Source organism: Thermosulfuriphilus sp. (assembly GCF_054026695.1).
Window position 1 is genome coordinate 1 of record NZ_JBPMLP010000035.1, and the last position, 5,657, is coordinate 5,657.

The 5,657-nt window shown below is 48.8% G+C and carries 3 protein-coding genes and 2 pseudogenes; 1 reads left to right on the forward strand and 4 read right to left on the reverse strand.

What is annotated here, in order from left to right; genetic code table 11:
* The 4 genes and pseudogenes from ACXJJX_RS05280 to ACXJJX_RS05295 form a co-directional block, all read right to left on the reverse strand.
* A pseudogene (locus ACXJJX_RS05280) lies at window positions 1-303 on the reverse strand (asparagine synthase (glutamine-hydrolyzing)); the annotation flags it as partial.
* A 1-nt stretch (window position 304) separates the two neighbouring features.
* Window positions 305-1,396: pseudogene (locus ACXJJX_RS05285) on the reverse strand (DegT/DnrJ/EryC1/StrS family aminotransferase).
* A 13-nt stretch (window positions 1,397-1,409) separates the two neighbouring features.
* A complete protein-coding gene (locus ACXJJX_RS05290) occupies window positions 1,410-2,339 on the reverse strand; it encodes an NAD-dependent epimerase/dehydratase family protein (RefSeq protein ID WP_456432901.1) in 930 nt (309 codons plus the stop codon).
* A complete protein-coding gene (locus tag ACXJJX_RS05295; protein ID WP_456432903.1) occupies window positions 2,336-3,889 on the reverse strand; it encodes a Gfo/Idh/MocA family oxidoreductase in 1,554 nt (517 codons plus the stop codon). Before ACXJJX_RS05295 ends, ACXJJX_RS05290 begins: the two co-directional genes overlap by 4 nt.
* Window positions 3,890-4,060: 171 nt before the next feature.
* Between ACXJJX_RS05295 and ACXJJX_RS05300 the strand changes: the two genes are divergently transcribed.
* A partial coding sequence (locus ACXJJX_RS05300; protein ID WP_456432905.1) for a tetratricopeptide repeat-containing glycosyltransferase family 2 protein occupies window positions 4,061-5,657 on the forward strand: 1,597 nt, incomplete at its 3' end.

Here is a 5,657-nt window from a genome sequence, read left to right on the forward strand (position 1 = left end):
AGAAGTAACATCAATTACCGCCAAACGTCTATGGCCTAAAAAAACATCCCACTGTCCTTGATTTACAGCCTTTTGCCCGGCAGGAGAATCCATAAGAGGTAACAAGGGAGATAGATGTGAAAAGCGACTTTCTGAAAAAGTTTCCCAAATAAGATAGCCTCGTGGATTAAAACGCCCGGAATCTATAAAAACAAAACCACTATCATCAGGACCTCGATGTTCGAGAATATCTACTAAAAACTTAAAATCTATATTCCTCAAGGGAGCATTTTTTAGAGAAAGGGCTCCAAGAATACCACACATACTAAGATTGTCTCTTCTCCAAAAATTCTTGAATCAGAGTCACTATTTGTCTCTGATCATCGGCCGTCAGACGATAATGCAAAGGCAGAGCGATGAGGCTTCTATAAAGAATATCTGAATTAGATAATTTTTTAGGTTGGAGACTATTGGAAAAAGCAGGTTCCAAATGAAGGGCAAATGTCCCTATCTGGGTCTCTATGTTTTTGGAGGCCAAAAACTCCCGCAAAGCATCCCTATTATCAGGATTTTCAAGCCGGCAGGCAAAAGTCTGGAATATATGTCTCGCCCCTGGAATAACCCACGGGGGAGAAATTCCTTCAAGATCGTCAAGTAACCTCTGATAAAAAAAGGCTTTTTCTATTCTTTGGGAGAGAATTTGCTCAAGTCTCTACATTTGAGCCAGCCCTATAGCCCCCTGAACATCGCTCATTTTGTAGTTCGTTCCCTGTTCAACAAAACGAAAGCCTGAGTCTGTCTTCTTTAGGCCGAATCTTTTGAGGGCCCGAATCTTATCAGCCCATTGATCGTTGTCGGTAACCACCATTCCCCCTTCTCCGGTGGTGATCACCTTACGAGGATGGAAGGAGAAACAAGTCATATCGGCCAGGGTTCCCACCTTTCGGCTCCCGATAGCCGCTCCAAGACTGCAGGCGGCATCCTCAACAATCCAAAGACCAAGTTCTCTAGAAGTCTCATAAACATCTTGGGACAATGGTTGCCCAAAAAGTGAAACCGGGACAACGGCCTTTGTCCGAGGGGTGACTGCCTCTTTGATGGCCTCAGAGGTGATATTATAGGTGCGGAGATCCACATCGACCAAGACCGGTGTCGCTCCCAGACGATAGACGGCAAGAGCCGTGGCTGGATAAGTAAAGTCAGGGACTATGACCTCGTCTCCAGGCCCAATCCCTAAGACCCAAAGGGCCAGTTCCAGGGCTGTAGTGCAGGAGGTGGTGGCCACAGCGTGCTTTACCCCTAGATAGGCCGCCACTTTTTCCTCAAAAGCAGCAACCTTGGGCCCTTCAGTCAGAAAACCCGAGGCAAAAACTTCTTCGACTAAGAGGCGCTCTTCTTGCCCAATCACCGGACGCATCAAAAAGATCTTTTCATCCACCAAGGACCTCCCTCTTTAACCATTCGTAGGTCTTCTCAAGCCCGTACCCAAGCTCTTTAGCCGGAACCTCTCCAAAGACTTGGCCTAGCCTAGTAACATCGGCTGAGAAATTGGCAATTTCTCCCGGACGAGGGTCTTTTCTCACCACTTTGGGCCTTCTGCCTACCACTTGGCCGATCTTTTGGATGATCTCAGAGACAGACGTAAGCCTTCCGGTACCCAGATTAAGTAGACGATAGGGGGGATTCGAAAGCTCAAGGGCTTTGAGGAAAAAATCTATAACATCGTCTACAAAGATGAAATCCCTGGCCGCTGAACCATCCCCAAAGACAAAGACCTCCTGTCCCCGGGCAACCCGGTCCATCACTACAGGAACAAGGGCCCCACTCTCTGGCCTTTGATACGGACCGTAGACGTTAAAGAGACGAAAGGCCAGATAATCAAGCCCATAAATCTCCCTAAAAACGCGCAGATAATGCTCGGTAGCATATTTGGCTACCCCGTAAGGAGTCTTGGGGCTACAGGGATGATCCTCGGAGACCGGATTCTTAAGGACCGTGCCAACAACCGAGGAGGCCGAGGCAAAAATGATCCTTTTGACCTGATACCTCCGGGCAACCTCCAAAAGATTAAGACTTCCGACTATGTTGACCTGAGCGTTGGTTATGGGTTCCTTAAGAGAGGCCGGCAGAGAATGGGCCGAGAGATGGATCACAAACTCAGGGCGAAGACGAGAAAAGATTCTTTCTAAATCATCTAGCCGGATGATATCAAGTTCTTCGTAAGGAAACTCGGCCTTTATCTGCTCAGTCGCCTTCTCCTGAGGCCAGATATCCGTAGCCCAGAAATCTCGCCCTTTTTCAAGTAACTTAAGGATTAGATTATGGCCAACAAAACCAAGAGCTCCAGTGATTAGGATCAACGGACTCCCTCCTTGAGATCTCTCTGAGCCTTGAGCTCAAAGCCACAATGGGAACACCTTTGATAAGCATCTTCCAGCTTCAGCCCGCAACAACATACCCAACCGATCTGTCTAGCCGGGACCCCCACAACCAGAGCGTGAGGAGGAACATCCCTAGTAACTACAGCCCCAGCCCCAACCATGGCATATTCTCCGATAGTCACCCCACAGACAACAGTGGCATTGGCTCCGATAGTGGCCCCTTTTCTGACCAGAGTGGGACGAAATTCGTCTTTACGTTCGATGAAGGCTCTAGGATTAATAACATTGGTAAAGACGGCCGAGGGGCCGACAAAAACCTCATCTTCAAGGGTGACCCCCTTATAAACAGAGACGTTATTCTGGATCTTGCATCTCCGACCAATGGTCACATCTGGGCCAATCATCACATTCTGACCAATGACACACCCGTCCCCGATCCGGCTTCCTCGAAGGATGTGGGAGAAATGCCAAACCTTGGTCCCCTCCCCTATCTCGACTCCAGGATCAACGACTGCGGTCTTATGGATAAAATAGCCCTTGTTAGCCCCATTGCGGCGAAGGTAGATGAATCTCTCTTCTTCTAAGGACTCTTGAGCCGCAGCCAAGATGGAAAGGACCTTTAAACCCTCTTGACCGTCGGTAAGGGGAGGGGTGCGGTGTCGAATGCACTCCAGGAAATGCTGGCATTCCTCTCTTAAAGGCTCTGCCTCGCTGACCTCGATAATCTCTGGGTCGGCCTTAATTGGAACCGGGATTCCGTTTTTCCAGGAGATAGAGTGCCGGTAGAGAAGGAGCTTCCGGCCCCAGGGTTCAGTATCATTAAAGACAGCCATCTTCCCTTCCCCGACAACTACCAGTTTCTGCTCTTTAAAAGGGTGAAGCCAAGAGACAAATATATGGGCTTTAAGGCCACTGGGAAAAGTAAGATGGGTCGTGGTCACATCGGCAATCTGACGATGAAGATAATTGCCACCGGTAGCAAAGACCGCCTCTGGCATCTCCCCGGCCAGAGAAAGTATCATGGAGATGTCATGGGGAGCGAAACTCCAAAGGATATTCTCTTCACGTCGAATCTTACCTAGGTTGAGCCGGTTAGAATAAATGTAATCAATACGCCCGAGCTCCCCTGTGGTCACCATCTCCTTGAGCTTCCTAAAGGCCGGATGGTATTGAAGAAGGTGCCCCACCATAAGGATGAGCCCTCTTGAACGGGCAAGCTCCACCAACTCTCGGGCCTGATTGAGATCCAGAGCCAGGGGTTTTTCCACGAAGACATCTTTGCCGGCCAAAAGGGCCTCTTTGACGTGAAGATAGTGAAGCTCGGCCGGCGTAGCAACGACAATGCCTTTTATATCCGGGTCAGAGAGAAGATCTGTAAAGGAAAGGGTGGTCTTAATCCCGGGAAATTTCTGCCGGATCTGGGAAAGGTTTTCCCCGTCTCGGTCACAAACGGACAAAAGACTTTTAAGAGAATAGAAGTTACGGATAAGGTTTTTACCCCAATAGCCGGCTCCAATTATACCAATCAATTTTGCTACCCCCTCTGTTTGTCCCAAAACAGGGGATCTTTTTGTCTGGCTCAAAGTATCCAGGATCAAGATAACCAAAAACCATGCCACATGGAGACTTTTTCTTGGGAATAGAAGTTGCTTTCAGGCAGAAAGAAAAATGTCCCTAACCAGGGCTTTGAGGAGGGACAAATGCCCAAGGCAAACAAGCGTTTGCGGCCGAAAGTCTCCTTATGTATGATTGTCAAAGATGAGGAGGAAAACCTTCCGCGGTGTCTGGAAAGTGTCAAAAATGTAGTCGATGAGATAGTCATTGTTGACACCGGCTCAACCGACCGGACCCCCCAGATTGCCCAAGAATACGGGGCCAAAGTCTATTTCCATCCCTGGCAAAACAACTTCAGCCTTCACCGAAATCAATCCATCTCCTACGCTACGGGAGACTGGATCCTAATAATGGATGCCGACGAAGAACTTGACCCGATCTCGGCCAAGAACTTCCGAAAAGTCATGGCCTCTATCCCTCCCCAGGTCCGGTGTCTACGCCTCACGGTGGTGGATAAAAACCGTAATGGCGAGCCCCGGATGGCCATGAAATCTCTCCGGATGTTCGTAAACGACGGGAGCTTTCGCTACGAAGGCTTTGTTCACAACCAGCTAATAGGAGAAGGACCGGCGGCTGAGGTAGATCTGACCATTTATCACTACGGATACGACCTTGATGAGGCCGGGCTAGAGAAAAAGTTTCAGCGCACAGCTGGGCTTCTCCACAAACAGCTCGAAGAGGACCCCGAGAATCTCTTTACCCTTTTCAATTTAGTCAATATCTACAACATGTGTAGACGCCCGGCCGGAGCAACAGAATATGGTGAAAGATTAATTGAACTCCTGGAAAAAACTGGAAATTTTCCGCCGGTTTACATAAATGCCTTTTATGCTACAGCTGCAGCCTACCTTAACATCCGAAACCTAAAGCGCGCCAAAGAAATAGCCTTAAAAGGCCTCTCCCTGGATCCTAATTACGTAGATAGTCTTTGGATTCTTACCTATGTCAGCTTTATGGAAAAGAACTTTCCAGAGACGATCAAATGGGGGGAGCTGTTCCTGAAGAAACTTTCATTTTATAACCAACAGCTCAAAGTTGGTTTCAAGGACCATCTTCCTTACAAGGCCTATCTCATCTACTCTATCGGCAAACATATCCACGCCTTTCTCCTTATGGCCCTTTCGGCCTTAAAGCTTGGAGACAAACAAAGGGCCCAGCAGTATTTTGACGCCCTTATCTCCCACTCCAGGACGGAGAAAAACTATGCCCAGGTGATGAAACACCTGGTTACGGAAGGCCAGGAGATAGACGTTGACCTTATAGACCGCTACGTATCCCGGGCCCTGGAAGACTTTCCAGGGGATGAAAGCTTCTGGCACATTAAAATGGCAGTAGAAGATGCTCGAGGCAATTTTGACGGGGTCATAGAATGCCTAAAGAGGCTGGCCTCCATCTCGGGCAAGGAGCTCTGGCGCGGAAAACTGGCCGAATACTATCTGGCCAATCGAGAACCCCGAAAGGCCATCCCCCTGCTTCAGGATTTGTGGCTGGAGAGAAAGCTTCCGGCTTATGCCTGTAACCTGGGAGTGGCCTATCACCAGCTGGGCCAGCTGGATAAAGCCGAATCCTGGTACCAAGAGGCCTTAAATACTGATCCTTTCCACGAAGAGAGCCTTTTTAATTTGGGGCAGATGCTCTTTGAAATCGGCAGACTTGATGAAGCCCAGGAGATGTTTGAGAGGC